Annotated in this window: 2 protein-coding genes; both read left to right on the top strand. The window is 72.4% G+C overall.

All coding sequences use genetic code 11. From position 1 onward, the window contains the following. Positions 1-983: M56 family metallopeptidase (locus tag AB0H87_RS40315; RefSeq protein WP_360158649.1), on the top strand; the 983-nt coding region annotated here is incomplete at its 5' end. 125 nt (positions 984-1,108) lie between these two features. Further along, positions 1,109-2,593, top strand: coding sequence for a phosphoesterase (locus AB0H87_RS40310; RefSeq protein WP_360158646.1), 1,485 nt, complete (start codon positions 1,109-1,111; stop codon positions 2,591-2,593). The last annotated feature ends 103 nt before the right edge of the window (positions 2,594-2,696 follow it).

Below are 2,696 nucleotides of genomic sequence, written 5' to 3'. Positions count from 1 at the left end.
GGAAGTGCTGTTTGACCATCATCGGCAGCAGCACGTTGGACACGGCGATGCCCGCCAGGGCCGCGAACCTGCTCGGCCTGGCCCTGCTGCTCGGTTTCGTCGGCACCCGCTGGCTGCCCACCGCCGGGTGGGTGCGCCGGGCGCCGCGGCTCGCGCTGGCCGTCTGGTGCGCGCTGCTCGGCACGGTCGCCGCCAGCGTGCTGACCGTCGGCGTCATCGCGCTGCTGCCCACGCCGCCGATGGTCTGTGCCCTGCTGTTCTGGTGCGTCCACCCCGACTCCCCCGCCGCGCTGCTCGCGCTGCGCGTCACCGGCGACGGCGTGGCGCTCGGCGTCGCCGCGATCGCCGCGATCGCGCTGGTCCGCGGCGCCCGTGCGCTGCGCTCCCAGCGCGCCGCCCGGCGCCGGCACCGGGACCTGCTCACGCTGGCCGGGTGGCCGGCTCCGGCCCTCGGCGGCACGGTCATCGAACATCCGCGACCCGGCGCGTACGTGGCGCCCGACCGGCGGCTGGTGGTGACCAGCGGCGCGCTCGCCCAGCTCACCCCGGCCCAGCTCGACGCCGTCGTCGCGCACGAGCGGGCACACGCCGGCGGCCGGCACCAGCTGCTGCTGGACCTGGTGTGGCTGGCCGCCCGTGCCCTGCCCTGGGTGCGCCTGCTGCGGGTCGCCCGCGACCAGGTCGGCCGCCTGGTCGAGCTGCGTGCCGACGACGTGGCCGCGCGGGTCCACGGCCGTGCGGCGCTCGCGGGCGCGCTGGTCACGATGGCGTCCGGCGCGACGGCGCCGGTCGGGCTGGTCGGTGCGGCCGGCGGCGACACCGTGGAACGGCTGCGCCGGCTGCTCGCACCGCCGCAGCGGCTCGGCGCACCCGCCGGGATCCTGGTCGCGGCGGCGCTGGTGGCGCTGGCCCTGCTGCCGGTCGGCGCGCTGGTGCTCGACGGCTGGTGGCCCGCCGCCGTCCGATGCGTCTGGATTGGCTGAGGCCCAACTCCTATCGAGGTTAGGAGTTCGCGGCACGTGCGCGGCACGTTCACCGCGGGTTCACAGCTGCCTCCAAGGCTCAGGACGCACGCCGAGGTCGTACCCCATCGAAAGGCCGTACCACCATGTCAAATGCCGAGGAGCGCGAAGCCACGGGCTATTCGCGCCGGCAGCTAGTCAAGTACGCCGGCGTCGGCGCGACCATCGTCGCCGCCGGCCCGCTGGTCGGCAGTGCCGCCGCTGCGGCCACCGGCAAGGGCCACGGCGGTGGCTCGACCGGTGGCCGCGCCTGGCGCGCCGGTGACCACCACATCCACTCGGAGTACAGCGGCGAGTTCGACACCTCCGTCAACCCGCCGGTGTTCCACAAGGGCGCCGACGCGGTATACCCGATCGTCACCAACGCCATCATGGCCAAGAACTTCGGCCTGACCTGGGCGATGTGCACCGACCACGGTGGACCGACGCATTCCAAGGTCAACCTGGAGCAGGCGTACCCCGACCTGCTGCGCTCGCGCAAGCTCGTACCCGAGGTGCTGCAGTTCTGGGGCATGGAGTTCGACACCCCGCAGATGGACCACCACACGCTGATGATCCCGCGGCACGACGACGAGGCGAAGCTGCTCTTCGAGCTGGAGAGCCGGTTCAACAAGTTCGACGCGTTCCCGACCGACCCGTCGCGGGACACCGAGGCGAAGTTCGTCGAGTTCCTCAAGTCGGCCGCCTCGCACCGCCAGAAGCCGATCGTCATCGCGCACCACGCCGCCCGCTCGGCCACGGGCCTTGGCGTCTACGGCCAGGACACGCCGCGCGAGTTCCGGGCCGGCAACAACGCGGCCCCGGACGTCTACATCGGATTCGAGGGCGCGCCCGGCCACCAGGCGGGTCCGCTCAACGGCGGCGCCCGCGGCGGCTACGGCAGCCACCCGACCTACGGCGGCTTCGACCAGATGACCGCCCGCGTCGGTGGCCTGTGGGACTCGCTGCTCGGCGAGGGCCGCAAGTGGTGGATCACCGCCACCTCGGACTCGCACGTGCACTGGACCCGCGGCGGCTCGGACTTCTGGCCGGGCGAGTACAGCAAGACCTACGTGTACGCGCGGCAGGACTACGCGGACATCATGGACGCGCTGCGCAACGGCCGCATCTGGGTCGTCACCGGCGACCTGGTCAGCGCGCTGGAAGTGACCGCGAGCAACCGCGGCGGTTCGGCGAACGTCGGTGAGACGCTCACGGTCAGCCGCAAGAACCGCAACGACGTGGAGATCGAGATCCGGTTCCGCGAGTTGGACGGCGTCAACGGCAATGGCGACCGCCCGACGGTCCGCCGGGTCGACCTGATCGTCGGCCGCATCACGGGCCTGGCCGCGGACCCGAACTCCGACACCAACCCGACGACGAAGGTCGTCGCCCGCTTCGGCCGGTCGGACTGGCACCGCTCGGGCAAGGACTTCGTCATCAAGCACACGATCAAGAACGTCGAGGGCGACCTGTACGCCCGGGTGCGCGGGACGAGCACCGACGAGCTCGAGACGGCCGCGGACGGCAAGGAGAGCCCGTGGGACGACCTGTGGTTCTACTCGAACCCGGTGTTCGTCAACGTCCGCTGATCCATCGGTGACGGTCCCCCGACACCTTGAACGGCTCCCCGGCGCGCACCTCGGACGGGTAGACGTCGACGCCGTACACGTCGATGTCGGCAGGCGGCGGGTC

It is taken from the genome of Asanoa sp. NPDC050611, from assembly GCF_040654855.1.
Taxonomy (GTDB): Bacteria; Actinomycetota; Actinomycetes; order Mycobacteriales; family Micromonosporaceae; genus Asanoa.
Note: the sequence above shows the minus strand (reverse complement) of the source record. Positions and strands in the feature narration are given on the sequence as shown.

Bases quoted from the DNA above. Each gene is read 5' to 3' on its own strand.
- AB0H87_RS40310 (WP_360158646.1), top strand. From the start codon at position 1,109: ATGTCAAATGCCGAGGAGCGCGAAGCCACGGGCTATTCGCGCCGGCAG.